At 28.6% G+C, this 25,300-nt stretch carries 27 protein-coding genes; 22 read left to right on the forward strand and 5 right to left on the reverse strand.

All coding sequences use genetic code 11. The features are described 5' to 3' along the window. Positions 1-4: 4 nt before the first annotated feature. On the forward strand, positions 5-790 hold the full coding sequence (locus HUU89_RS05425; RefSeq protein WP_147579909.1) for an RnfABCDGE type electron transport complex subunit B: 786 nt from the start codon (positions 5-7) through the stop codon (positions 788-790). A gap of 14 nt (positions 791-804) precedes the next feature. On the opposite strand, the gene HUU89_RS05430 is transcribed toward HUU89_RS05425, so the two are convergent. Further along, positions 805-1,779, reverse strand: a complete 975-nt coding sequence (locus HUU89_RS05430; RefSeq protein ID WP_175301187.1) for an FAD:protein FMN transferase — start codon at positions 1,777-1,779, stop codon at positions 805-807. A gap of 41 nt (positions 1,780-1,820) precedes the next feature. On the opposite strand from HUU89_RS05430, the gene HUU89_RS05435 reads away from it, so the two are divergent. The 10 genes from HUU89_RS05435 to HUU89_RS05480 all read left to right on the forward strand — a co-directional run bounded on the left by HUU89_RS05435 (position 1,821) and on the right by HUU89_RS05480 (position 11,723). After that, the gene (locus HUU89_RS05435; RefSeq protein WP_119363096.1) at positions 1,821-2,180 is read left to right on the forward strand and encodes a NusG domain II-containing protein; all 360 of its coding nucleotides are present in this window, start codon (positions 1,821-1,823) and stop codon (positions 2,178-2,180) included. Continuing rightward, positions 2,164-2,673, forward strand: coding sequence for a Gx transporter family protein (locus HUU89_RS05440; RefSeq protein WP_175301188.1), 510 nt, complete (start codon positions 2,164-2,166; stop codon positions 2,671-2,673). Before HUU89_RS05435 ends, HUU89_RS05440 begins: the two co-directional genes overlap by 17 nt. 251 nt (positions 2,674-2,924) lie before the next feature. Then, complete coding sequence (locus HUU89_RS05445) at positions 2,925-3,725, forward strand: MurR/RpiR family transcriptional regulator (RefSeq protein ID WP_032091505.1); 801 nt, start codon at positions 2,925-2,927, stop codon at positions 3,723-3,725. A gap of 137 nt (positions 3,726-3,862) precedes the next feature. Beyond that, complete coding sequence (locus HUU89_RS05450) at positions 3,863-5,152, forward strand: PTS sugar transporter subunit IIC (RefSeq protein ID WP_119363098.1); 1,290 nt, start codon at positions 3,863-3,865, stop codon at positions 5,150-5,152. After that, a complete protein-coding gene (locus tag HUU89_RS05455; RefSeq protein WP_217498437.1) occupies positions 5,145-6,512 on the forward strand; it encodes a glycoside hydrolase family 1 protein in 1,368 nt (455 codons plus the stop codon). Before HUU89_RS05450 ends, HUU89_RS05455 begins: the two co-directional genes overlap by 8 nt. Beyond that, positions 6,509-8,197 (forward strand): glycoside hydrolase family 3 protein, encoded by a 1,689-nt coding sequence (locus HUU89_RS05460; protein ID WP_175301190.1) that lies wholly within the window; start codon positions 6,509-6,511, stop codon positions 8,195-8,197. The genes HUU89_RS05455 and HUU89_RS05460 overlap by 4 nt, the downstream gene beginning before the upstream one ends. Next, positions 8,194-8,832 (forward strand): beta-phosphoglucomutase, encoded by a 639-nt coding sequence (gene pgmB, locus HUU89_RS05465; protein ID WP_175301191.1) that lies wholly within the window; start codon positions 8,194-8,196, stop codon positions 8,830-8,832. The genes HUU89_RS05460 and pgmB overlap by 4 nt, the downstream gene beginning before the upstream one ends. 182 nt (positions 8,833-9,014) lie before the next feature. Then, complete coding sequence (locus tag HUU89_RS05470) at positions 9,015-9,491, forward strand: heme-binding protein (protein ID WP_175301192.1); 477 nt, start codon at positions 9,015-9,017, stop codon at positions 9,489-9,491. An 87-nt stretch (positions 9,492-9,578) separates the two neighbouring features. Continuing rightward, complete coding sequence (locus HUU89_RS05475) at positions 9,579-10,076, forward strand: hypothetical protein (protein ID WP_254697705.1); 498 nt, start codon at positions 9,579-9,581, stop codon at positions 10,074-10,076. A 174-nt stretch (positions 10,077-10,250) separates the two neighbouring features. Further along, a complete protein-coding gene (locus tag HUU89_RS05480; protein ID WP_175301230.1) occupies positions 10,251-11,723 on the forward strand; it encodes a family 1 glycosylhydrolase in 1,473 nt (490 codons plus the stop codon). A gap of 25 nt (positions 11,724-11,748) precedes the next feature. On the opposite strand, the gene HUU89_RS05485 is transcribed toward HUU89_RS05480, so the two are convergent. Beyond that, entirely contained in the window at positions 11,749-12,630 is an 882-nt protein-coding gene (locus HUU89_RS05485) for a LysR family transcriptional regulator (RefSeq protein ID WP_032091498.1), read from the reverse strand. Between the two features lie 107 nt (positions 12,631-12,737). Here HUU89_RS05485 and HUU89_RS05490 point away from each other — a divergent pair, with 107 nt between their 5' ends. Beyond that, the gene (locus HUU89_RS05490) at positions 12,738-14,009 is read left to right on the forward strand and encodes a serine dehydratase subunit alpha family protein (RefSeq protein ID WP_175301193.1); all 1,272 of its coding nucleotides are present in this window, start codon (positions 12,738-12,740) and stop codon (positions 14,007-14,009) included. 16 nt (positions 14,010-14,025) lie between these two features. Here the strand turns inward: HUU89_RS05490 and HUU89_RS05495 are convergent, their stop codons facing one another. Beyond that, positions 14,026-14,292, reverse strand: coding sequence for a ThiF family adenylyltransferase (locus HUU89_RS05495; protein ID WP_217498438.1), 267 nt, complete (start codon positions 14,290-14,292; stop codon positions 14,026-14,028). 168 nt (positions 14,293-14,460) lie between these two features. Here HUU89_RS05495 and HUU89_RS05500 point away from each other — a divergent pair, with 168 nt between their 5' ends. After that, positions 14,461-16,350 (forward strand): sensor domain-containing diguanylate cyclase, encoded by a 1,890-nt coding sequence (locus HUU89_RS05500; protein WP_032091496.1) that lies wholly within the window; start codon positions 14,461-14,463, stop codon positions 16,348-16,350. A gap of 17 nt (positions 16,351-16,367) precedes the next feature. On the opposite strand, the gene HUU89_RS05505 is transcribed toward HUU89_RS05500, so the two are convergent. Beyond that, positions 16,368-17,129 carry a ThiF family adenylyltransferase gene (locus HUU89_RS05505; RefSeq protein WP_175301194.1) on the reverse strand — a complete coding sequence of 254 codons (762 nt, stop codon included), beginning with the start codon at positions 17,127-17,129 and terminating at the stop codon, positions 16,368-16,370. A 183-nt stretch (positions 17,130-17,312) separates the two neighbouring features. On the opposite strand from HUU89_RS05505, the gene HUU89_RS05510 reads away from it, so the two are divergent. The 3 genes from HUU89_RS05510 (at position 17,313) to HUU89_RS05520 (ending at position 19,533) form a co-directional block, all read left to right on the forward strand. After that, complete coding sequence (locus HUU89_RS05510; RefSeq protein ID WP_175301195.1) at positions 17,313-17,780, forward strand: DUF2798 domain-containing protein; 468 nt, start codon at positions 17,313-17,315, stop codon at positions 17,778-17,780. A gap of 66 nt (positions 17,781-17,846) precedes the next feature. Continuing rightward, complete coding sequence (locus HUU89_RS05515; protein ID WP_175301196.1) at positions 17,847-18,647, forward strand: MBL fold metallo-hydrolase; 801 nt, start codon at positions 17,847-17,849, stop codon at positions 18,645-18,647. 13 nt (positions 18,648-18,660) lie between these two features. Then, complete coding sequence (locus HUU89_RS05520; RefSeq protein WP_147579897.1) at positions 18,661-19,533, forward strand: MurR/RpiR family transcriptional regulator; 873 nt, start codon at positions 18,661-18,663, stop codon at positions 19,531-19,533. 11 nt (positions 19,534-19,544) lie between these two features. On the opposite strand, the gene HUU89_RS05525 is transcribed toward HUU89_RS05520, so the two are convergent. Further along, positions 19,545-19,901: a hypothetical protein gene (locus tag HUU89_RS05525; protein WP_175301197.1), complete on the reverse strand. Its 357-nt coding sequence runs from the start codon at positions 19,899-19,901 to the stop codon at positions 19,545-19,547. A 182-nt stretch (positions 19,902-20,083) separates the two neighbouring features. Here HUU89_RS05525 and HUU89_RS05530 point away from each other — a divergent pair, with 182 nt between their 5' ends. The 6 genes from HUU89_RS05530 (at position 20,084) to HUU89_RS05555 (ending at position 25,300) form a co-directional block, all read left to right on the forward strand. Further along, the gene (locus tag HUU89_RS05530; protein ID WP_032091490.1) at positions 20,084-20,887 is read left to right on the forward strand and encodes a metal-dependent transcriptional regulator; all 804 of its coding nucleotides are present in this window, start codon (positions 20,084-20,086) and stop codon (positions 20,885-20,887) included. A 136-nt stretch (positions 20,888-21,023) separates the two neighbouring features. Beyond that, the gene (locus HUU89_RS05535; RefSeq protein ID WP_175301198.1) at positions 21,024-21,386 is read left to right on the forward strand and encodes a YbaN family protein; all 363 of its coding nucleotides are present in this window, start codon (positions 21,024-21,026) and stop codon (positions 21,384-21,386) included. Beyond that, on the forward strand, positions 21,379-21,702 hold the full coding sequence (locus HUU89_RS05540; protein ID WP_175301199.1) for a nitrous oxide-stimulated promoter family protein: 324 nt from the start codon (positions 21,379-21,381) through the stop codon (positions 21,700-21,702). The genes HUU89_RS05535 and HUU89_RS05540 overlap by 8 nt, the downstream gene beginning before the upstream one ends. After that, the gene (locus tag HUU89_RS05545; protein WP_175301200.1) at positions 21,695-23,398 is read left to right on the forward strand and encodes an ABC transporter ATP-binding protein/permease; all 1,704 of its coding nucleotides are present in this window, start codon (positions 21,695-21,697) and stop codon (positions 23,396-23,398) included. The genes HUU89_RS05540 and HUU89_RS05545 overlap by 8 nt, the downstream gene beginning before the upstream one ends. Then, positions 23,388-25,001 carry an amino acid ABC transporter ATP-binding/permease protein gene (locus tag HUU89_RS05550; protein WP_175301201.1) on the forward strand — a complete coding sequence of 538 codons (1,614 nt, stop codon included), beginning with the start codon at positions 23,388-23,390 and terminating at the stop codon, positions 24,999-25,001. Before HUU89_RS05545 ends, HUU89_RS05550 begins: the two co-directional genes overlap by 11 nt. Before the next feature lie 71 nt (positions 25,002-25,072). Then, on the forward strand, positions 25,073-25,300 hold the full coding sequence (locus HUU89_RS05555) for a DUF6110 family protein (protein ID WP_022002136.1): 228 nt from the start codon (positions 25,073-25,075) through the stop codon (positions 25,298-25,300).

The raw sequence follows: 25,300 nt of genomic DNA on the forward strand, positions 1-25,300 counted from the left end.
TACGATGAATACAGTCATTATTGCAGTTATTGTTGTTGGGAGTATAGGATTGTTTATTGGAATATTCCTTTCACTTGCCAGTGTTAAATTTAAAGTAGAAGTCAATGAAGATGAAGAAAAAATTAGAGCGGTTCTTCCTGGAAATAACTGTGGAGCTTGTGGTTATCCTGGATGTGATGGCCTTGCATGTGCAATTGCTAAAAAAGAAGCCCCAATTAATCAATGTCCTGTAGGTGGTAATGAAGTTGCTAAAAAAATAGGAGAAATTCTCCATTTAGAAGTAGAAGAGAATACACATTTAGTAGCTTATGTTAAATGTAAGGGAACGTGTGATAAAATACAAAGACAATATCAATACGATGGTATTCATGATTGTTTAAGTGCAGCCGTTGTCCCAGGAAGTGGCGATAAAAAGTGTCGTTTTGGTTGTATGGGTTATGGCAGTTGTGTAAAGGCTTGTGCTTTTGATGCCATTCATGTTATTGATGGTGTTGCTCAAGTTGATAAAGAAAAATGTAAATCATGTCAAAAATGTATGGATGCTTGTCCGCAGCATCTTATTGAAATGGTTCCTTATGAATCTTTATGTCATGTAAGATGTAATAGCCATGATAAAGGACCAGTAGTTAATAAAAACTGTAAGGCAGGATGTTTAGGGTGTATGATGTGTCAAAAAGTTTGTCCAACAGGAGCAATTACAGTTGAAAACTTTTTAGCACATATTGATTATTCTAAATGTGTTCATTGTGGTAAATGCAAAGAAAAATGTCCAAGAAAGATTATTGAATAAAAAGAAAAAGGACATTAGCCCTTATTTAAATAGTGCTTAAAGGCTTTACTATAACTTACTTGATTGTTTTCATCAATAAAACAACCAGAAACACCTTCAAGTGAGTTAAGTAATTCAAGTCCTTTTTCTTTTCCTAAAGAAAAACAAACCGTGCTCAAAGCATCTCCTTGAATTGATTTTTTAGAAATAATCGTTACTGAGCTTAAACCGTTTTCATAACTATAACCTGTTTTTGGATTTAAAATATGATGATATCTTTTAGAATCAATTTCAAAAAATCTTTGATAAGTTCCACTTGTAACAACAGATAAATCATTGATTTTTAAACTAAACAATGAATCAGATGTTTGTTGTGGGTTGGTAACTCCAATAATAAAAGGATTCTCTTGTTTTTTACCAACACATAAAATATTACCTCCTAAATTAATAAGGGCACTCTTGACATTTTCTTTAAGTAAATAGTTTTTGATTTGATCGGCGATGTATCCTTTTGCAATTGCCCCTAAATCAATCATTGTTTCTGTATTTAGAAAACGTATCTTATGATTTTCTAAAATAATATTTTTATAAGAAACATCGTGAAGATGGTGTTGAATCAACGGATCTTCAGGAAGTGTGTGCTTTTTAAAATCCCATAATGAAGAAATCGAACCAATGGTAATATCAAAGCTTCCTTTTGATAAATCACTATAATAAAGCCCTTGTTTAATCACTTTATAGAGATCATCAGATAATTCTTGAGCTTCTAATTTGTTGGAAGAATGATTGATTTTATAGAGTTCACTTTTTTTATTATTGGCAGAAAAGATACGCTCGTATTTCTTGCATAAATCAAAACAGTTATTTAAAATATTTTTAGAAGAAGAATCATAAAGGGTTATTTGGATAATTGTATCTAGACAAAATTCTTTATTAGAAAGAGGAGTTGTGTTTTTACAACCGCAAAGGATAAATGAAAAAATAAGTAATGAAAGTATTGATTTTTTCATAGGTAACCTCCTTTTTTTATATTATAGCATGGAGTAAGAAGATGAAAAATAAAACGTTAAGAAATGATTTGATTATTCTTGGCATTCTTGTTGTTCTGATAGGAGGACTTTTTCTTTTTAAATCAAAACAACAAGGAGCAAAAATTGTCATAAAAAGAAATGATCAAATTGAAGGTTATTATTCTTTAGATGATGATCAAATCATTAATATTGATAATGAAAATAAAATACAAATTAAAAATCATGAGGTTTTTATGATAAAAGCAACTTGTCCAGATCATTTATGTATTAAACAAGGGAAAATAAATAAAAAAGGGGCAACGATTGTTTGTTTGCCTCATCATTTAGTTGTGGAAGTGATTGAAGGAAATGAAGGAAAAGAAGATGGAAAAGTCTATTAAAAAATTATGCTATTTGGCTTTATTTTGTGCAATAGCAATTGTTTTAAGTTATATAGAATCATTAATACCTCTTTATTTAGGCGTTCCAGGAGCTAAATTAGGGCTTGCAAATGTCGTTACTTTGACATTACTTCTTTGTTTTGGCTTAAAAGAGGCTTTTATTGTCATGTTTTTAAGAATTTTGATTGTTTCTTTGACTTTTACGAATTTCTATATGTTTTTATATAGTTTATCAGGAGGATTGCTTTCTTTAATAATCATGTATTTATTTTTAAAAACAAATTTATTTTCTGATATCATTATTTCCATTATGGGTGGTATTTTTCATAATGTAGGACAATTATTGGTAGCAATGCTTTTTTTTAGTTCAACAGTATTTATGTATTATTTACCGTATCTAATGCTTTTTGGTATACTATCGGGTATTGTAATAGGCATTTTAGGTGAAATCATTTATTTAAAAATAGGAAATCAATTAAAGAAAAGAGGTTAGAAGTATGTTTATTGTTCAAAAAATAGAAACAATGCAACGATTAAAAGAAAACTATTTCCAATCTTAGTAGCAAAAATACAAGAAGAAAAGATGAAAGAATGGGTTAAATGTTATACAAGTGATGTTTTAATTAATTGTTGTGTTTGTAAAAGATGACTTAAAATAGGTGATATTCAGCCAATAATTAGTAGCTGAAAATTTATAATTAATAGAAATTGTGTTAAAATACATATGTTAGATGGAGGAAAGTTATGAATACAGATTCAGTATTATCAACATTGCTAAGATATGTAAATGGACAATATAAAAAAGATACGAATTATGATATAGCACTTGCATTACTTACTCATTATAGTGTTATACCAGAAAAAACAATTAATGAGTTATCAGAATTATGTTTTGTATCACCAGCATCAATTTCACGTTTTGTTAAATTGATAGGATTTCATTCTTTTCAAGAATTTAAAAATGCTTGTTTAAATACACTTGATATATCTAAAACAGATTATTCTCCTCAAATTATAAAAGCTGATAAAAAAGATGTTAAAGAAATTTTTCAAAATTATACAAAACATGTTATTGATAATATTCAATTTACATATGATCATCTTGATTTTGAGCAACTAGATCATGTATGTAAATATATCCATGATAGTTTAGAAGTTTTGGTGTTAGGTTTAGAGTTTTCAACATTACTAGCACAACATATACAAAATAGATTTGCTTTGATGAATAAATATATTACGGTAGCAATTTCCAATGATGAACAATTAGAAGCGGCGCATAATCTTAAAGAAAATAGTGTTGTGATTATTTTAAGTGTAGAGGGAGGTTATTTTTATAGACATAGTGAAGTTATTCAAATACTTCTTGAAAAAAATATTAAACTTATTGTTTTAACGATGAATAATCATAATAAGATGATTAATGAATTTATTGATAAAGAAGTCATTTTATGTAGCCAGGATAATACAAATACTGAATCTAGGATGTCATTATTATATAGTTTAGAAATTATTATCATGTATTATTGTATTTATTTTACATATTAATTCTTATTTTCAATATCTGAAAAACAGTGTGTATTTTTGAAAATCGCACTGTTTTTTTGACGACTTATTCTTTACATATTCTTGTTATACTAACGATAGACAAAGGCCAATGTCATATACATACAAGGAGAAGGAAAATGGAAAAATTAATATCAATTATTGAAAAGACACTTGTTCCAGTAGCTAATAAGCTATCTCAAAATAAATATTTGAGTGCGATTAGTGGTGGATGTATGTCTACATTAGGAATTATTATGGTAGGTGCCGTTTTTACAATTTTAACAAATATATCATGGCAACCTTATACAGATTTATTAGCTTCAACAGGATTAGATCAATTATTTACAGGAGTGCAAAATGTAACAACAAATTTATTAGCTGTTTATATGGCGTTTGCTGTTGGTTATAGAGGAGCAACTGTTTTTGAAAATAAAAAATATACTTTAACTTCAGGATTTTTATCTTTATTTGCATATATGTTACTTGTACCTTTAGATACAACAACATTAGCTGACTCAGGAATTAGTTTCTTTAATATTTCTTATTTAGGAACAAAAGGAGTTTTTGTGGCATTACTTGCAGGGCTTATTGTATCTAGATTGTTAGCGTTAATCACTGAAAAAAACATTGTTATTAAATTACCAGATTCTGTACCTGAAATGGTAAGTGAATCTTTATCATCATTATTAGCAGGAGTTATTATTACGATTGTTTTCTTAATTTTTAGAGCTTTATTTGCAGTGACACCTTATGGAAATGCAACAGATTGTATTTATACAATTATTCAAACACCATTACAATCATTAACTGGTAACTTACCTGCATTTATCATTATTATTCTAATCGCACAATTATTATGGTTCTTTGGAATTCATGGTTCAATGACAGTATTACCAATTTTATTCCCAATTTGGTTAAGTTATATTGGTGATAATACAGCAGCAATGGCTGCAGGAAAAACAATTCCACATGTTTTAAATATTGGATTATGGGATTTAGCTAATTTAGGTGGATCAGGTGCAACAATTGGACTCGTTATTTTAATGTTCTTTAAAGCAAAAAGTAATCAATACAAATCATTTGGTAAATTAACATTGCCTTGTGGTATCTTTAGTGTTAATGAACCAGTTATCTTTGGTTTACCAGTTATTTTAAATCCAATTATGCTTATTCCATTTATTATTTGTCCTATTGTTTTAGTTTGCTTAGGATATGCTTTAATTCAATTTGGAATTGTAACAGCACCAATAGGAATTTTAGGTTTAGGATCAATGCCACCACTTATTTCTGGAATCATGCAAGGAAGTTTATCTTGGGGAATTTATCAATTAGTAGCTGTTGTTATTTCAATTATTATTTATTATCCATTCTTTAAAACAATTGACAATCAAGCATTAGCAAAGGAAAAAGGTGAACAAGGTGAATAACTTTTTATGGGGTGCTTCTACAAGTGGATTTCAAGTAGAAGGTGGTTATAACTTAGATGGAAAAGGATTATCAACAACAGATGTTCGACAAGTAAAAGAAGGTATTGCAGATTGCAAAGTAGCAAGTGACCATTATCATCATTTTAAAGAAGATATTCTTTTGATGAAAGAATTAGGTTTAAAAGCTTATCGCTTTTCATTCTGTTGGGCAAGAATTATGCCAGATGGGCATCATGTTAATCAAAAAGGATTGGATTTTTATGATCAAATTATTCATTTATGTTTAGAAAATCACATAGAACCTATTCCAACTCTCTATCATTTTGAAATGCCACAAGCATTAGTAGATGAATTTGGTGGTTGGAAAAACAGAAGATGCATTGATGCTTTTGTTGAATATGCGAGAATATGCTTTACAAAATGGAAAGGTATTGTTAATTATTGGGTAACGATTAATGAACAACTTATTGCTATGGCAGCAAGTGATTTAAATGGTAATCATGAAAGTGATAAAGTATTACAAACAAAAAATATGTATCAAATGTCTTATCATGCTTCTTTGGCAGAAAAAAAAGCTATGAAATTATTAAAAGAAATTGATCCAAAAGCTAAGATTGGTGTTGTTAATGCTGTACAAAATGTATATCCCTATAGTTCTTCACCAGAAGATGTTTTGGCAGCGATGGATGCGGAAGAACTTATGATGTATATGCTTTTAGATATGTCTGTTAAAGGAGAATATTCGTTTAGAGTTAAAAATATTTTAAAAAAAATGAATTGTTCTCCTGTTAAAGAAGATGGCGATGATGAGATTTTACATGCTTCTCAACCAGATTTTATAGGAATCAATTATTATTCATCTATTTGTGTAAAGGAAAATAAATCAGCTACTGTCAATTATCAATTACCACCATTTTTTAGAAGCTCTATGTTTGAAGCATGTCCAAATGAGCATTTAAAGAAAACAAAATGGATGGCAAATGGTATAGATCCACTAGGAATAAGAAGTATTATTTATAAAATTTATAACCGATATTCTTTACCGATAATTATTACAGAAAATGGAATGGCTTATAGTGATGTATTAGAAAATAATCAAATACACGATGATTATCGAATTGACTATTTAAAATCTCATATTAAAGAAGTATTAATTGCGAAAGAAGAAGGGTATCCAATTTTTGGATACTGTCCATGGTCATTTATTGATGTGGTAAGTTCACATCAAGGATTTTCTAAAAGGTATGGTTTAGTGTATGTTAATAGAACAGATGAAGATGTAATGGATTGTAAACGTATTAAAAAGGATTCATTTTATTGGTATCAAAAGGTTATTGAAAGTAATGGTGAAAAATTATGATAGATTTAAAAAGTAAACCTTTTTATCTTAACGATCAACAAATTAGAAAAGTACAAAGTATTTTAGATTCTATGACACTTGATGAAAAAATAGGACAAGTATTTTGTCCTATTGGATCATCTTTTGAAGAAAAAGAAATTGTAGAATTTATTGAAAAATATAAACCAGGAGCGATGATGTATCGACCTCTGGAATCAACAAAAATTAAACAGATTCATGAAACAATTCAAAACTATAGTAAAATACCTTTAATGTTAGCTGCTAATTTGGAAAGTGGTGGAAATGGAATTTGTATAGACGGTACTTATTTTTCTAGACAAATGGGTGTTGCTGCGACGAATGATTTAAAACAAGCATATCATTTAGGAATGATTGCAGGAAAGGAAGCAAATGCGGTTTTATGTAATTGGTCGTTTGCTCCTATTGTAGATATTGACTTTAATTATTTAAATCCAATTACGAATATTAGAACTTATGGTTCTGATAAAGAAAAAGTAATTGCTTATTCTAAACAACAAATCAATGCCTTGAGAGAATATAATGTTATCCCTTGTATCAAACACTTTCCTGGAGATGGTGTTGATATGCGTGACCAACATTTAGTAAGTAGTGTTAATGATTTAACGGTAAAGCAATGGGATGAAAGCTATGGAAATATTTATTCATCGTTTATTGATGAAGGAGTAGAAACTATTATGGTCGGTCATATGTTATTACCTCATTATGTTAAATATTTTAATCCGACAATTAAGGATGAAGATATTTTACCAGCAAGTTTATCAAAAGAAGTTTTAACGAATCTATTAAGAGAAAAACTTTCTTTTAATGGAATGGTTGTAACAGATGCAACGGCGATGATTGGGTATAATGTTGCTTTACCTCGAAGTCAAGCAATTCCTTTAAGTATTGAAAATGGATGTGATATGATTCTTTTTAATAAAGATATCGATGAAGATTATACATTTATGAAAAAAGGTTTAGAAAATGGTCTCTTGTCATTGGAGAGATTAAATGAAGCAGTTCTTAGAATTTTGGCAACAAAGATGGCAAATGGTGTATTTGAAAATAAAAAACCATTAAATGAGATTGATGTAGTTGGTTGTAAAGAACATCAAGAACTTGCTTATCAATGTGCAAGCAAAGCAATTACTTTAGTTAAAAATAAGCAAGATATTTTACCGATAACACCTCAAAAGTATAAAAATATTCGCTTGTATCATTTAACAGATACCTCAAAGGGTGGTTTTAAAGAATCTGGAAGTCAAAAGAAAATAGAAGATTATTTAAATGATCTAGGATTTAATGTAGATGTTTATGATGAAAATCAACTTGATTTCCATGAAATTTTTGAAACAGGTGTTTCATATTTAAAAGATAAATATGATTTAGTTATTTATGTTGCTGATTTTGATACAGCAAGTAATTATACAGTAAGACGTGTTGAGTGGATTAAATTAATGGCTGCCAATGCTCCTTGGTTTGTACAAGATATACCAACGCTCTTTATTTCGCTTGCCAATCCATATCATTTATTAGATGTTCCAATGATTAAAACATATATCAATGGTTATAGTCATAATGATGTAGTTATTCAATCATTAGTTAATAAACTGGTAGGTAAAGAAAAGTTTGTAGGTGTGAGTCCAGTTGATGCATTTTGTGGAAAGTGGGATACCAAAAGATGATAGATACAATTATATTTGATTTAGATGGCGTGATTTGTTCAACAGATCATTATCATTACTTGGCTTGGAAGAAACTTAGTGATGAACTTCATATTTCATTTGATGAAAAAGATAATGAAAAATTAAGAGGAGTTTCACGTATGGAAAGCTTAGATATTATTTTAGAAAAAAGCAGTCAAACTTATTCTCAAGTAGAAAAAGAAGAATTTGCGAATAAAAAGAATACTTTATATCAACAATATCTTAAACAAATGACACCTAGTGATCTTTCTGTTGAAGTTAAAGAAACACTTGATCAATTAAGAAATAAAGGATATAGATTAGCAATCGGTTCATCAAGTAAAAATACAAAACTTATTTTAAAACAACTTGGTTTAGAAAACTATTTTGATGCTATTTGTGATGGAACAATGATACAATACTCTAAACCACATCCAGAAGTATTTATGAAAGCTGCTGATTTATTAGAAAAAAATTATAAGAACTGTTTAGTTGTGGAAGATGCTCTTGCAGGATGTATCGCAGCTAAGAGTGCTTCAATGCACGTTGCAGCTATTTCCAGTGCTTATGGAAGTCCTTATGCAGACTATCATTTAAATACTTTTAAGGATTTATTAGAAATAAATAATAAATAATAGATTTTCCAAAGATTCCTAGTCCAAAATACCTCCATAAATAGTTTAGGAAATTTTTGGGAAATATTAAGGATATGATGCTGATCATATTCTTTTTTGTTTTACTTATGAATTTGATATGTAATTGAAATTGTCTTTTTTATGATTCCTTTTAAAATAGAAATCAAAGGAATAAAAGAGATATGAAAGATTACTATCACTATTTTGTAAATAAGGGAAATCATCTAAATAAAAATAATATATTAAAACAAGAAGAATATCGCTTTAAAACATTTAATCAAAATACTGCACTTCAAATTATTCAACAAATCATAGAGGCTGCTAAAGCGTATGATAAACCTTTTGCATCAAGAATTGTTTATAGAGATAAAATCATTGCTGAATACAGTGAACTAGAAAATACGTCGTGGTTAAATCGAAAAGAAAAAGTTTGTTATGAAACGAAACATTCTTCGTATTATATCTTCTTAGATAATATGCAATTTCATCTTTACGATTATATGATTGATGATGAAAGTTATGGGATCTGTGGAGGAAGTTTTCCTCTTTATGAAAATGATGAATTTGTTGGAACAATTACTTTTACGGGATTAAGACCACAGGAAGATCATGGAGTGATTATTCAAGTGTTAGAAAAGGTATTTCAAGAAAGAAATTGAAATATCTTTTTTTGTAACATATATAATGCTTTTTATATTTATCTCTTATTTTTAATTTGTTAGAGTTAACTGATGGAGGATGATGATATGAATCAATATAAAAAATTATTTGAACCAATCACTATTAGAAATATGACATTAGATAATCGATTAGTCATGGCACCAATGGGAACAAACTTTGGTGAACAAAATGGTGAGATGAGTTTTTTACATATGAATTATTATGAAAGACGTGCTAAAGGAGGCGATGGTCTTTTAATTGTAGAAAATGCTTGTGTGAAATATCCAGAAAGAAGTAATGGAACAACACAATTACGTATAGATGCCGATAATTATATACCTCGTCTTTATAAACTATGTGAAACCATTCATCAATATGGTACGAAAATAGCTATTCAATTAAACCATGCAGGAGCAAGTGCCATGGAAAGTCGTATTGGAATACAACCTGTTTCTGCGAGTGCAACTCCTAATAAAGCAGGAGGAGCGATTTCTCGTGCTTTAACAGTAGAAGAAATTTATAGTATTGCAGATGATTATGCAACGGCTGCTAAAAGACACAAACCATTGGTTTTGATGCAATAGAAATTCATGCGGGACATTCTTATTTGATTTCTTAATTTTTATCACCCCTTACCTTTGTTTTTGTTATAACGAATTCTTTTTCATTTGAAAAATGAGTTTTCATTTTATGAAAAAAATGAAACCGAATACAATAAAATGAATATAATAAGTAAAGAACAAACAGGAGGAATTCAAATGGGATTTAAAGAAGGATTTTTTTGGGGTGGCGCAACAGCTGCTAACCAATATGAAGGTGGATATTTAAGTGGTGGTAAAGGTCTTGCTATTCAAGATGTCATCACTGGTGGAGATGGAAGAAATAATATTCCTAGACGTATGGCTTTAAAGCTTGCTGATGGATCAACAAAATTTATTGATCGTCGTGGAACTGAAGTACCTGATGGTGCTGTACCATATGTGGATGAAGATACATATTATCCAAGCCATGTGGCAACTGATTTCTATCATCATTATAAAGAAGATATTGCATTATTTGCAGAAATGGGATTTAAATCATTCCGTCTGTCTATTAACTGGACAAGAATTTTCCCAAATGGGGATGAAAAAGAACCTAATGAAGAAGGTTTAAAATTCTATGATGATGTTTTTGATGAAATGTTAAAATATGGTATTGAACCACAAGTAACAATTGTACATTTTGATTTACCACTTCATTTAGCAACAGAATATGATGGTTGGTATAATAGAAAAACAATTGATTTCTATATGAATTATGTAGAAACAATTTTCAATCGTTATAAAAATAAAGTTAGATATTGGTTAACATTTAATGAAATCAATTTCTGTAAAGATTACACAAACTTAGGAATTACAGAAGCTTTATCTAGACCAGATAAAGTTGCACAAGCTGTTCATCATATGCTTGTTGCTGCAGCAAAAACAGTAATTCGTGGTCATGAAATCAATCCAGAATTTCAAATTGGGATGATGATCAATTATTCAGAAATTTATCCAGAAGATTGTAATCCAGAAAATATGTGGAAACGTATTACTGAAAAAAGATTACGTACATTCTATACAGATGTTCAAAATAAAGGATTCTATCCAGAATGGAAACTTATTGAATATAAAAATGCTGGTATTGAATTAAAAATGGAAGATGGAGATTTAGAAACATTAAAAGCTGGTACAGTAGATTATATTGGATTTTCTTACTATTCAACAAGTGTTGCTACTGTAAACGTAGATGCTAAAAGAACAGCTTCTAACTTAGAAAGTGCTGTTAAAAACCCTTATTTAAAAGCAAATGATTGGGGATGGCAAATTGATCCAGTTGGTCTTCGTATTGTATTAAATGAATTATGGGATCGTTATCATAAACCATTATGGATCGTAGAAAATGGTTTAGGAGCTATCGATACAGTGGAAGAAGATGGTTCAATTCATGATCCTTATCGTATTGATTATATGAGACAACATATCATTGAAATGAAAAAAGCAGTTGATGAAGATGGTGTTGATTTAATGGGATATATGCCTTGGGGATGTATTGATGTGGTTTCAGCAGGAACTGGTGAAATGAGAAAACGTTACGGATTTATCTATGTAGATATGGATGATGATGGAAATGGTGATTTGCACCGTGCACGTAAAGATTCTTTCTACTGGTATCAAAAAGTATGTCAGTCTAACGGAGAAGAATTATAAAAGAATTGCAAAATGCAATTCTTTTTTAATATTTTTCTTTTATTAATTGAAAGAATGATTTCATTTCATGAGAAAGCCATTTGTTTTTATGGCAGAGAAGTTGACGATAGACATCAATTTGGTAATCAGGAATATTAATTTGAATGATTGTTTTATTTTTTAAATCATTTTCTAAAATATATTTTGGTAAAAAACTGATATATTGATCAAGTTTCAATAGTTCTAAAAGCAAATCTGTATTTTTAGATTGGATAAAAGGCTTGATTTCTAAATTGTCTTCATGAAGCTTTTCTTCGAGAAGGCGACGATAACTGGCATTTTTTTCTGTTAAAATAATGGGATAAGTTAGGATATCTTGAATTGTTGGCTGTTTGATTTTACAGATTGGGTGATGACATGATGCTACAAAAGTAACTTCTTCTTTAGATTGATATATTTTTAGCCAATCTGTATCTAAAAGTTGTTTATCAACTAAGTATGCAAAATCAATATCGTTATTTTTAAGCATTTTTAAAAGTCCTTCAATTGTATCTGTTGTAATTGAAACAGATACATGAGGGTGGTATTGATGATATTTACAAATAAGCTGAGGAACTATGGAAGAACATAATGAATCAATAGTTCCAATTGTAAGATGACCATTAAGTTCTAATGAAGGATTAACGGCTTCTTTCGCACATGAAATATCATCAAGTATCTTCAAACAGTGCTGATAAAATGTTTTACCATGATTTGTAAGAGTAACCTTTTTACCTAAACGATCAAACAATTGTACACCAAGTTCTCTTTCAAGATTTTTGATATGAACGGTGATAGATCCTTGACAATAATCTAACTTTTTAGAAGCTTTTGAAAAACTACCTTGTTGAACAATTGTTGTAAATGAAATAAGTTCTTGTATTTCCATAAGAGTCTCCTATTAAAAAAATTAAACATATCTATTAAAATCATTTAATTTACTTGATAACACATTCATATTAAACTAGAGTTATCAATTAATCAAGGAGTATTTATATGAAAAAGACAGAACAAAAATATCAAACATATGTTCAAATATTAAAAGAAGAATTGATTCCTGCTATGGGATGTACAGAACCGATTTCATTAGCGTATGGAGCAAGTCTTGCTAGAAAAGTGTTAAATCATCTACCTACAAAAATTGTTGTAGAAGCAAGTGGGAGTATTATAAAAAATGTAAAGAGTGTCATTGTTCCTCATACACATCATTTAAAAGGAATTAAAGCAGCTGTTTGTGCTGGAATCATAGGAGGCAATGATGATAAATATTTAGAAGTATTAAGTCAAATTGATGAAAAAACAAAGAAAGAAATTGATCAATATATAGAAAAAGTAGATTTTGAAGAACATTTTTTGGATAGTTCAAAAGTATTTGATTACATAATAACGGTTTGGAATAAAAAAGAGTATGTAAAAGTGAGAATAAGTGATTCTCATATGCATGTTGTTTGTATAGAAAAAAATGGAAAAATACTTCAAAAAGAGAAAAGTATTATAAAAAAGGAAAAAGCAGATCGCTCATTATTAGATATAAAAGATATTTATGACTTTATAACGACTGTCGATTTGATTGATATTCAAGAAATTTTAGAAAGACAACTAGATTATAATTATGCGATAGCTTGTGCAGGTTTAAATGATAATTATGGAGCTAATATTGGAAAAGTTCTTTTAAAATCTTTTGGCAATGATGTAAAAAATAAAGCGAAGGCTTATGCTGCAGCTGGTAGTGATGCGAGAATGAATGGTTGCGAATTGCCGGTTGTTATTAATTCGGGGAGTGGCAATCAAGGTATGACATGTTCTTTGCCTGTTATTATCTATGCTCAAGAATTAAAGGTTTCAAAAGAAAAAATGTTTAGAGCGTTAGCTCTATCTAACCTTGTGGCGATTCATGAAAAAAGTGGTATTGGAACTTTATCAGCTTACTGTGGGGCAGTAAGTGCCGCTACTGGAGCTGGTGCAGGAATTGCTTATTTATACGATGAAGATTATCAAGCTGTCATTCATACAATTGTTAATACACTTGCCAATGTTTCGGGGATAGTTTGTGATGGAGCTAAAGCTTCTTGTGCAGCAAAAATTGCTTCTAGTATTGATGCGGCTATTTTAGGCTATCATATGTACAAAAATGGACAAGAATTTAAATCAGGGGACGGACTTGTGATGGAAGATGTTGAGGCAACGATTCAAAGTGTCGGGCGATTAGGTAGAGAAGGAATGAAGGAAACAAATAAAGAAATTATAAAGATGATGATTCATGAATAATAATCAAAATGGAGTATTAATTTAACAATACTCCATCTTTCATTACATCAGTTTTATATTTTCCAACAGTATCATAAGTAGCAATAATTTGACGATTTGGATTAGTTAAACAGATTTTATCATCGTCAATTAGATCAAATGAGCCAATTCTGCTTCTTACTAAAGCTTCGCCAACATATCCGCCAACACCACCTAAACCAAAGATAGAAACTCGACTATTTTTTAATTTATCCATGGCTTCTTTTCCATATAATAATTGTGTTCTTGAAAATTGATTTAACATACTTCCTCCTTAAGATTCATTCTATGGGGATCAAAAAGTATGTAAGTCTAATGGAAAAGAATTATAAAGAGAGTTGCAAAAGCAAATCTCTTTTTTGTTTATAGAGTTGATTTTGTAAAAAAGAATGAGTTGTGCTATACTTTTTAATAGTTAAAGGAAGTCATGAATATGCAAAGTTTAAAGGAATTGATTCAAAAGGAAAGTAAAAAAATCACATTACTTATTATCTTTTTTTTAATGATTATTGTTACTTTTTTTAACTGTATAACAGCTAAAAAAGAAGCAAATTATACAGCACAAACGACTTTTTATCATATTGAACAAATTTTAAATGAAAATCAAAAAGATTTAAATAAACAAAAGAAAGAATATCGACAAACCTGTATTGATAATGCTCAAGCTGTTGCATATAGTCTTCAAGAAAATCCAGATGCTCTATATAATATTGATGAATTAAAGAAAATAGCACAGTATGTTGAAGTTGATGAAATTCATATTTTTAATAAGCAAGGTGTTATTATTTCTGGGACACATCCTGAATATTATGGTTATTCATTTGATTCAGGTAAACAACTAAGCTTTTTTAAACCATTACTTTCTAATCAAAATTTACAACTGACTCAAAAAATTATGGAAAATACTGCTTCTCATATAAAAATGCAATATTCTGCTTTATGGAGTGAGAATAAAGAATTTATTGTACAAGTAGGTATGAATCATGAAAATGCCTCTAAAGCAACTAAAAAGAATCAATTATCTTATTTATTTAAATTATTTAGAGTAAATAATGAAGCACAATATTATGCAATCAATTCTAAAAATCATAAGATTGTTGGTACAACACATCATCATATAGGAGATATAGCTTCTAGTATTGGATTGAAAGATACACAAATTAAAGAAGTAAAAAATGGTTTTTTTACTGAAATTGATGGACAATTATCCTATTGTGTTTCAAAGAAAATAAAAAATAATTATATTTATTGTATTATTCCTGTAAGAGTTCTTTTTAAGGAAGTACCTAAAAATTGTTTAGAAATGATCGTTTGTTTAATTATTATATCTATTTTATTTAGATTACTTATTATTAAGTATATTCGTGTTTATGTGATTGATAGTATAAATCAAATTAATCATCAATTATCTAAGATTTCTAAAGGTCAATTAGATGAGGAAGTATCGATTAATAATAGTTTAGAATTTCAAAAATTAAGTCATTATATTAATGAAATGAAACAAAGCTTATTAGTTAATAATAAAAAAATGGATTATATTTTAACCCAAACAAATCAACTTATTGGGTTCTATGAATATAATCAAAAATTAAATACATTGTATTTATCAGATGGGTTTAAAGAAATATTTTCTTTAAATTCACAACAATGCACACAATTTAAAGAAGATATTAATGATTTTATTGATTTTTTAAATAAAATAAATACACATCAAGTTGAAAAAGATATTTATTATCTTCCTCAAATGAAACATTATATACAAATAAATGATCGAAAAGATCAAGATAATACATTAGGCGTTATGATAGATATCACAACCTCTTATATAAAAAGAAAGAAAATAGAAATAGAAAGAGATGTCGATGAATTAACACAAATATATAATCGAAATGGTTTAAAAATAAAAATCAATAAGTTATTAGAAGATAAAAATATAGCTCAATATGCTTTGATATTTATAGATTTAGATGGCTTAAAACAAATAAATGATGTCTATGGACATTATTGTGGAGATCTTTATTTAAAACAAATGACAAATGTTTTAAAAACTATTTCGGGAGAAAAATGTTTGGTAGGACGCTTGGGTGGAGATGAATTTATTGCTTTTTTCCATCATTATGATTCAATGGAAAAATTAAATAATGATATTAATCAATTAAATGAAATAAGAGATCAAATCGTTTTATTAGCAGATGATCATAGTGTAAATTTAGCATTTTCATATGGTGTTTGTTATGGAACAGAAAGTACTGATTTACAAAGAATGATCGAGATTGCAGATTATAAGATGTATGAAAATAAACGTAAAAGAAAAGGAAGATAGATTAAGTATCTTCCATTTTAAATAGTTGTTAAATCTTTAACAACTTCACTTGCAATAATTAATCCTACAGTGGAAGGAACAAAGGCGTTACTTCCAGGAATATCTCTTCTAATTGTACATTTACGTTTTGTTCCTGGTGGGCGTATACAATGTGTTCGGCAACTGATGGATAAATCATCAATTGGGCGAATTGGTTTTTCTTCAGAATAAACAACTTTTAATTTTTTAACATGTCTTTTTTTGAGCTCTTTACGCATGACTTTTGCTAGAGGACATACTTTTGTTTTATAAATATCTGTGATTTTAAATTGGGTAGGATCAACTTTATTTCCAGCTCCCATACTTGAAATAATGGGAATATTGTGTTCTTGGGCTTTTAAAACAAGTTCGATTTTTGCAGAAACTGTATCAACTGCATCTATAATATAATCATAATCTTCAAATGAAAAATCAGTAGCATTTTCTGGTAAAAAGAAACATTGATGTGTTTGAATGTTGACTTTTGGGTTGATTTTTAACATTCTTTCTTTCATGACATCTGTTTTATATTGACCAACTGTATCAAATGTAGCGATGATTTGACGATTGAGATTTGTTAGACAAATTTTATCATCATCTATTAAATTAAAAGAGCCAATTCCACTTCTTACAAGCGCTTCGCCTACATAACCGCCGACACCACCTAGACCAAAACTGGCTACATGGCTATTTTGAAGTTTATTCATGGCTTCTTTTCCATATAATAATTGTGTTCTTGAAAATTGGTTTTCCTTAATCATAGTAAAACACTATGAAGTATAGTGATCATTTATATGATGAAGTCAATATTTTTTGTTGACTTTAAAAAAATATTTTTGTAGAATAACACTCGGCTTTAAATTAAATATTTGGTATCTATTGGAAACGCACACTCCCTGAGTGATAACGAACAACACAATTCATTATCATAAGGAGGTTTTTTTATGCCAAAAACAAAATTTCAAGAAATTATTTTTACAATTATGATGGTTTTCATGATGGTTTATTTTATGATTTGTTATAACATTGCCTTAAATGTAGGAGGTATGACAAATCAAGTATTCTTAGATGCTTTTCATGAATTAGTGATTATGGGACCCATTGCTTTTATTTTAGATTTTTTCATTATTGGACATTTAGCTAAAAAGAAAGCATTTCAAATTGTTGATTTAGAAAATGGTCATCCATTTCATTTAGTAATTGCGATTTCAGTGGTATCTATTATTTTAATGTGTCCATGTATGTCATTTGCAGCAACACTTTTATTTAAAAATGCAGGAAGTCAAATCATTGCTGTTTGGTTACAAACAACAGTTTTAAATTTCCCAATGGCATTTTTCTTACAATTATGTTTTGCTGGACCAATCGTAAGATTTGTCTTTGGAAAAATATTTAGAGAAAATAGGGCTTAGGCTCTATTTTTATTTTACAAAGAAAAATTCTTTCGCTAAAATAAAAGAGGATGAGGGGGGATTTACTTGAAATTAACAATGCTTGGAACAGGAAATGCACTTGTGACAAAGTGCTATAATACTTGTTTTGTCATTGAAAATGAAAATGATTATTTGATGGTTGATGCTGGTGGGGGCAATACAGTTTTAAATCAACTTGAAAAAGCAGGGATCAATTGGAAAGATGTAAAACATATTTTTGTCACACATAAACATATTGATCATTTATTAGGGATGATTTGGATGATTCGTTTGATTTGTCAAAATATGGCAGCTGGTAAATATGAAGGAGAAGCTTATATTTATGGTCATCAAGAAGTGATTGAGATGTTAGAAACGATTTCTCAAATGCTTTTACAAAGTAAGCAAACAAAATTTATTCATGACCGTTTACATCTTGTGGTTGTAAACGATGGTCAAACGAAAGAAATTATTGGTAAGAAAGTAACTTTCTTTGATATTCATTCAACGAAAGCTAAACAATTTGGTTTTATGATGGAACTTGATCAAGAAAGAAAATTAACATGTTGTGGGGATGAACCTTATAACGCAGAAAATGAAAAATATGCTTTAAAGAGTGATTATTTATTACATGAAGCTTTTTGTTTATATGATCAAGCAGATATTTTTCATCCTTATGAAAAACATCATTCAACAGTTAAAGATGCGTGTCAGCTTGCTGAAAAATTAAAAGTAAAAAATGTGGTTTTATATCACAGCGAAGATCAAAATATTGAAAATCGTAAAGAACTTTATACAAAAGAAGGAAAAGCTTATTTTAGTGGGAAGATTTATGTTCCTAATGATTTAGAAACAATAGAATTATAGAAAGGAGATTTTTATGCTCATTGTCAATCAAATAGAAAATACACATTTTTCAAAAACAGAGAAGGAAATTGTTGATTATATTATTGATCAAGGAATGAATATTGAAAAAATGTCTGCTAATGAAATAGCAAGGAATACGTTTACAAGCGCTCCTTTGCTTGTAAGAATTGCTAAGAAGTTAGGATATAGTGGTTTTAATGAATTTAAAAGTGCGTATTTAAAAGAACTTTCTTATATGTTAGAAGAAACAGATGTAGATGCTTCTATTCCTTTTTTATTAAGTGATGATTTGATGACAATTACAAAAAATCTTGCTTTATTAGAAAAAGAAACCATTCAAGATACACAGCAACTTAATCATCATGATGATCTACAAGAAGCGGTTCGCTTATTACAAAAAGCACAAGTTATTGATGTTTATGGTGTTCTCGATCATGTTTTACTAGCGAAACATTTTAAAACATTAATGATGTATATTGGTAAAGATGTTCAAGTCATTGATCAAGTAACGGGTCAAAAAAGAAGTGCCTGTCTTGCCGATGAGAGTCATTGTGCAATCATTATTTCTTATTCAGGACAAACAAGAGAAATGGTGGAAGTTGCAGAAATTTATCATAAAAGAAATATTCCATTTATTTCAATTACTTGTATGGCAGAAAATTCTATTTCAAGATTGGCGGATGTTCATTTGTATCTTTCTTCAAGAGAAATGTTACATATTAAAATAGGTGATTTTGCTTCAACAACCTCTTTAAAATATTTATTTGATATTTTATATGCAGGTGTCTTTTCGTATGATTATAAAAAGAATCTAGAAACGAAAATTGTAGTTGCTTCATATGTTGATGATCGTCAAAGTGAAGATGAATATATAAATGAAAAATAGGTCGAGTTGACCTATTTTTTTAAAGATTTATTTTTTAATTCATTGACATATTCCATTTGATGTTCAACATTTTCGTGATGTTCTTTTTCCATTTCTTCAACAGTAGTATGTTTTACTTCTGCTGCTTCATCAGTTTTCCCATAAACCGCTTCATAAGCTTCTTTAGCGTTATGTTGTAATGCATGACGCATTTGATGTAATTCTTCTAATTTCTTTTCTTGTTCTTTGATTTCATCATCAACTGATTGATACATTTCTTCAATTGTTAATTGTTTTTTAGTGTCATCATCATGTTGGATGTCTTGACTGTCCTTAAAATATTTTTTTAAAGATTCTTTTGCTTGTTCATTAATTTCATTGATACTCATATTTTATTCCCTCTTTCTTAATACAAGTATATTATAGAATGAATGATAAAAAAGATAAAGCATTTAGATATCATTTTAAATCCCATTAACAAATTACTAAAAATGTAAGAGCTTTAAATGTTAATATCATTAACATTGACATATTAGTTAGCTTATGCTAATTTACAATATGAGGGATTAAAATGACAACAGAAAAAATAAAAAGCTTATTATTAATGAATGAAAATAAAAAAATAACAGTCACATTACTAGCTAAAAAAATGAATGTTTCAAAAGCAACAATGTCAAGAATGATCAATACTTTTTATGAACAAGGATTAACTTTAGATAAAGGTAAATGTCAGCTTTCAAAAAAAGGACAAGAATATATTGAAAAAATTCAAGAAAAAATAAAGAATCTAACCTATTGGCTACAAGAAACAAGTCACCTAAATGAAGAAGAGGCTCGTCAAGAAGCTATCAAACTCTATACGACACTTAATGATGAAACCATTGAACGCATTTGTAGTCGTATTCATTTTAATAAAGTTTTTGATCAACTGGGAGACCTTGTAGAATTTTCAGGACATTATTTAGAACATCATTTAGAACCAGGTAAATATAATTTTTCTTTTACATTATTTCATTATAAAGATGCAAATGTTCATTCAATGGCTAATCGAGGTTTTGAGCATCCTGCCTATCTTTTAATTGAGCACCATCAAGGATTTCTTGTATTTCAACCAATTGAAATGAAAAAAGAATTATTAAAAGAAAGAATTACGATTTCTTCTAAATTAAAATCGATGAAATATCTTATTCAGAATAAGGAATGTGATTGTTTTGAAAAAAATGATTGTTTCTATATACCTATTACAGATTTAAATTTCTTTTATACAAAAGAAGAAAGATTGATGCAAACATCGCTTACGGTTAAATTAAAGGTTAATTTATTAAAAGGACATATGCCAGAAAATCTTGCCCTTTTAAAAATACTGTTTCATTGATGAAACACGAAAAAGTATTATAAAACATGAAAAAAACAGCATTTTGTTTCATGGGTGAAACAAATCAAATGCTTGTTTTTTTATTTTAAATAGATATGATGATAGCAGTTAGGTATAACTAACTATAGGAGGAAACATGAAAATATTATTTATTATATTTGGAATTATATCATTTATTTTAGGAGCGATTGGTGTGGTTTTACCAATATTGCCAACGACCCCATTTTTACTTTTAAGTGCTTTTTTATTTTCAAAAAGTTCAGATAGATTTCATGAATATTTAATTCAAACAAAACTTTATCAAAAATATATCAATGAAATGGTCATTGAAAGAAAGACAACCAAAAAGAAAAGGAATCAGTCATTATTTACAGTAACACTTATTTTTTTGATTGCTGTAATGATTACACCTATATGGATTGGAAAGATATGTTTATTGATGGTAATGAGTATTCATCATTTTATTATGTTAAAGAAAGTAGAGATTATTAATGAATAAAATAGATCAAAAAAGAGAAAATGAAAAAAGAATATTAAAGGTAATGATTGATATTTATCAAAGAAAACATCCTCAAGAAAGTAAGATGTGTGAAGATCTTTATAAGTACGCTTGTTTGCGTATTGATAAATGTCCTTTTATGGAAACTAAAACTTTTTGTAGTGGATGTAAAGTTCATTGTTATCAAAAAGAATATCGAAGCCAAGTAAAAAAAGTGATGCGCTTTTCTGGAAAATATATGCTTTTTTACTATCCACTTCTAACAATCAAACATGGATGGCTTTCACTTAAAGAAAGGAGAAGAAAAAATGTTTAATAAAAGATTATTAAAAACTTTTAAAGCGGAAATGAAAAATGTTTATGGGTTAGTTTTGATTCAATGGTTGGTTTTAGTTTGTCATATTCTACTGACATTTTTACATAGTTATGTTTTATCTTGTCTTTATCTAAAACAATCTTTTTCACTTGTTTTTTATTTATTAAGTGTGATTTGTTTATTTGCTTTAAAATGTTTTTTACAAACAACACAAAATAAACAAGCATTATCTTTAACTGAAACGATTAAAACAAAGTTAAGAAAAAGTGTTTTTGATAAGATATATCATCAAAAACAAACAACAGTTTTTAAAGAATCGACGCTTACTCAACTTACAAGTGAAGGTATTGATCAATTAGAAATTTATTTTTCTAAATATATACCACAATTCTTTTATGCCATGTTGGCACCACTTACTTTATTTATCGTTGTTGGTTTTATGTCTTTAAAAGTAGCGCTTATCTTGCTTTTATGTGTACCACTTATTCCTGTTTCTATTGTTGTTGTACAAAAAATAGCTAAAAGGTTATTAGCGAAATATTGGAATAGTTATACAGGATTAGCGGATTCTTTTTTAGAAAATTTACAAGGACTTACAACTTTAAAATATTATCAAAGTGATTTATATTATCAAGATAAAATGGATAGGGAAGCAGAAGATTTTAGAAAGAAAACCATGCGTGTTTTAATTATGCAACTGAATTCGATTAGTGTGATGGATCTGGTAGCTTATGGTGGTTTTGGCCTAGGAGTTGTTTTGGGGTTACAAGAATATTTAAATCAACATATTACTTTTATGATGTTTGTTTTTATTGTAATGATTTCTATTGAATTCTTTTTACCTTTAAGAATGTTAGGAAGTTATTTTCATATTGGACAAAATGGAAACGCGGCAGCAGATAAAATTTTTAAACTATTGGATAGCTTGGATGATATTCAAGAAAGTTATCAAGAATCGATTTCAACTTTATCTTTTGAACATGTAACTTTTGGCTATGATGAAAAAATTATTTTAAAAGATGTTTCATTTTCTTTATCAAAGGGAACGTTTTTAACGATTGTAGGAGAATCAGGTTCAGGGAAAAGTACGATTGCTTCACTGCTAATGAATTTATATCCAATTCAAAAAGGTAAAATTCTTTATAATCAAGAAACAATACCAGAAACAATGACACTTTATCAAAAAATAACGTTGATCAAAGACGAAACATATATTTTAAAAGGGACAGTCTTTGATCATCTTGCAATGTCAGGATGTATTGATGAAGAAAAAATGATGGCTGTTTTAAAAGAAGTAAAACTATTTGAGGTCTTTGAAAATCAAGGAGGATTAAGGTTTCAACTTAATGAAGGAGCTAAAAATCTATCAGGTGGACAAAGACAAAGATTAGCTCTTGCAAGAGCGTTATTGCGTGAAAGTGATGTTTATATTTTTGATGAAGCAACGAATAATGTTGATCGTGAAAGTGAAGAGATTATTTTAAAAATTATGAAACGTTTAGCTAAAGATAAAATTGTTATTTTTATTACACATCGCATGGCTCATTGTAAAGAAAGTCAACTTACTTTTGTGATGAAAGAGGGAAGATTGATTCAACAAGGAAGTTATGAGGAATTATTTAAACAAGCTAATTTATTTAGAGAGCTTGTGGAAAATCAAAAGAATTTAGAAAGGATTATTGAAAATGAAAGATAAGACAAAATTAATTATTTCTTTATTAAAATTAGTACGTCCTTTTTTTATGATTATGTTATTGGCAATTATTTTAGGTGTGTTAGGGCATTTAACAGCAACCTTTATTACCGTTTTTATCATTCTCGCTTTTTGTAAAGTAATTTCCTTTTCACTTGCTGTTAAATTAATTATTCTTTGTGCATTTTCAAGAGGAATCTTACGATACATAGAACAAGCATGTAATCATTATATTGCCTTTAAAGTATTGGCCCATATTCGGCATTTAGTCTTTGAAAAATTAAGAGAACTGGCACCAGCTAAATTAGAAAATGAAGATAAAGGAAATATTATTGCAATGTTGACAAGTGATGTTGAACTCTTAGAAGTTTTCTTCGCTCATACTATTTCGCCAGTGATGATTGCCTTTATTTATAGTATAATTATGATTTGTTTTATAGATTCTTATCATTTTGTTTTTGGGATACTTGCTTTTGTTTGTTATGGTATCATGGGTATATTGATTCCATATATCACTTATAAAGTGAGTCAAAAAGAGGGAAGTAATTATCGTTTTTTACTTGCTAATTATAATACTTTTGTTTTGGAAACAGTCTTAGGAAAAAGAGAAATTATACAATTTAGTCAACAAGAAACACGCTTTGAACAGATGATGGATTATCAAAATAATTTAACCCAAACACATCAAAAATTAATCAAACATCAAAGTTTTCAACAAATACTTTCTGATGGGCTGATTATTTTATCGATTGTTATTGCTATTTTATTGATCAAGAATCATGTTTCTAAAGAATTGTTGATTCCAATGATGGCTCTATCATCTTCTTTTGGACCAACGATTGCCCTAGCAAATCTCGCAAACAATTTGAATCAAGTATTCCCTTGTGCAAGACGTATTTTAAATCTATTAGATGAAGAACCATTACTTAAAGAAATTACAAATAAAAATACTACTTTAAATTTACCAATCGAAGTAAAAAATCTATCATTTCATTATCCAAATACGTCTACTGAAATTTTACATCAAATCAATTATACATTTGAATTTGGTAAAACCTATGGTCTTCTTGGAAAAAGTGGATGTGGTAAATCAACTTTATTGAAATTATTGATGCGTATTTATCAAGGTGAAGGTGAGATTTTATTTGATCATGAATCCATTGAAAATATCAATAGCCACACTTTAAAAGAAAATATCAGCTATGTTGATCAAGAAACATTTTTATTTAAAGATACGTTATATCATAATATTACTTTATTAAATCCTGCTTATAGTCAAGAAGATGTAATAGAAGCTTGTAAACAAGCACAAATTCATGATTTTATTATGTCTTTACCACAAGGCTATCAAACGATTTATGATGAAAATATTTCGGGTGGTCAAAAACAAAGAATTGGTCTAGCACGTGCTTTCTTAAGAAAAACACCGATTCTTTTATTAGATGAACCAACAAGTCGTATTGATAGTTTAAATGAAGCAGCCCTGTTAGAAAGTTTAAAACGAATTAAAGATGAAAAATTGATTATTATTGTTAGTCATCGAAAGTCATCTCTTGCTTTATGTGATGAAATTATTGAAATAGAGCAAGGAATGATAAAAAAATAGAAACGAAATAAAAAATTATTTATTTTTTTAGAAAATATCGTATAATGTAAAAAAGAATGGAGGATTTTAAGATGAAAGAATTTTTTAAAAGTAAAGAATTATGGACATTTGTAGGAGGAGCAGTTACTGCTGTTGTCACTTCAAAGTTCGCTAAAAGCAATAAAGCAAGAGAATTAGCTGTTAAAGGATTAGCTAGTGGAATGCAAGTAAAAGATAACGTAGAAGCAACTGTTACTTCTATTAAAGAAGATGCTCAAGATGTCTATGCTGAAGCAGTAGAAAAAAGTAAGGCACAATAA

The sequence above is a fragment of the Faecalibacillus sp. H12 genome, from assembly GCF_013361255.1.
Lineage (GTDB): Bacteria > Bacillota_I > Bacilli_A > Erysipelotrichales > Coprobacillaceae > Faecalibacillus > Faecalibacillus intestinalis.